Source organism: Hydrogenophaga sp. (assembly GCF_031426985.1).
Taxonomy (GTDB): Bacteria; Pseudomonadota; Gammaproteobacteria; order Burkholderiales; family Burkholderiaceae_C; genus Hydrogenophaga.
Genome location: NZ_JASJOY010000136.1, coordinates 1 through 1153 on the forward strand (window position 1 = coordinate 1; position 1153 = coordinate 1153).

Sequence of the window (1153 nt, forward strand, 5' to 3'; positions counted from 1 at the left end):
CGCGGTCGCGGATCTCGCCGATCAGGATCACGTCGGGCGCCTGGCGCAGCGCGTTCTTCAGACCGATCTGCAGCGACTGGGTGTCGGTGCCGATCTCGCGCTGGTTGACCACCGACTTCTTGTTGCGGTAGGTGTACTCGATCGGGTCCTCGATGGTGAGGATGTGGCCCGTCGCGTGTTCGTTGCGGTGGTCGATCATGGCCGCCAGCGTGGTGGTCTTGCCGGCGCCGGTGGCGCCGACCATCAGCACCAGGCCGCGCTTTTCCATGACCAGTTGCGACAGGATCGGGGCGACGTTGAGCGAATCCAGTGCCGGCACATCGCCTGGCACAAAACGGATCACCACCGCGTAGTTGCTGCGCTGGCGGAACGCGCTGACGCGGAAGTTGCCCACGCCGTCCAGCGGCACCGCCATGTTGAGCTCACCGGTTTCCTGCAGCTCTTCGATGCGGGAGGCCGGCACGATCTCGGACAGCAGGTTCAGCGGCGCATCCGGCGGCAGCACCTGGCTGTTGATCGGGATGGTCTGCCCGTTGATCTTGATCATCGCCGGCGCATGCGCCGACAGGTACACGTCCGACGCCTTCTTCTCGGCCATCAGGCGCAGGATGCGCTCCATCGTTCCGCTGCTCATGCCTGACCTTTCAGGGACTCAAAAAAACACATATGTCGTCGGAGGCCGTGCCTCAATCCAGAACACCGCGGAACCGGCTTTGCCGGGCCGCAGGTGTTGTCCCCCTCAGGGGGAAGACGCGCAGCGTCGCAGGGGGAGCGCCAATCAGTCGCGCAGCAGATCGTTCAGGCTGGTCTTGGCGCGGGTCTGCGCGTCCACGCGCTTGACGATCACGGCCGCGTACAGGCTGTACTTGCCGCCGTCCTTGGGCAGGTTGCCGCTGATCACCACCGAGCCGGCGGGCACGCGGCCGTAGCTCACGCTGTCGGTGGCGCGGTCGTAAATGGGGGTGCTCTGGCCGATGTACACGCCCATGGAGATGACAGAGTTCTCTTCGATCACCACGCCTTCGACCACTTCGGAGCGGGCGCCGATGAAGCAGTTGTCTTCGATGATGGTCGGGCCGGCCTGCAGGGGTTCGAGCACGCCGCCGATGCCGACGCCGCCCGAGAGGTGCACGTTCTTGCCGATCTGGGCGCA

General features: G+C 65.4%; 2 protein-coding genes. Both read right to left on the bottom strand.

The window, feature by feature from the left end:
* The coding region (locus tag RMP09_RS15875) for an ATPase, T2SS/T4P/T4SS family (RefSeq protein ID WP_310566957.1) at window positions 1–634 on the bottom strand (634 nt) is incomplete at its 3' end.
* A 144-nt stretch (window positions 635–778) separates the two neighbouring features.
* Window positions 779–1153: DapH/DapD/GlmU-related protein (locus RMP09_RS15880; protein WP_310566958.1), on the bottom strand; the 375-nt coding region annotated here is incomplete at its 5' end.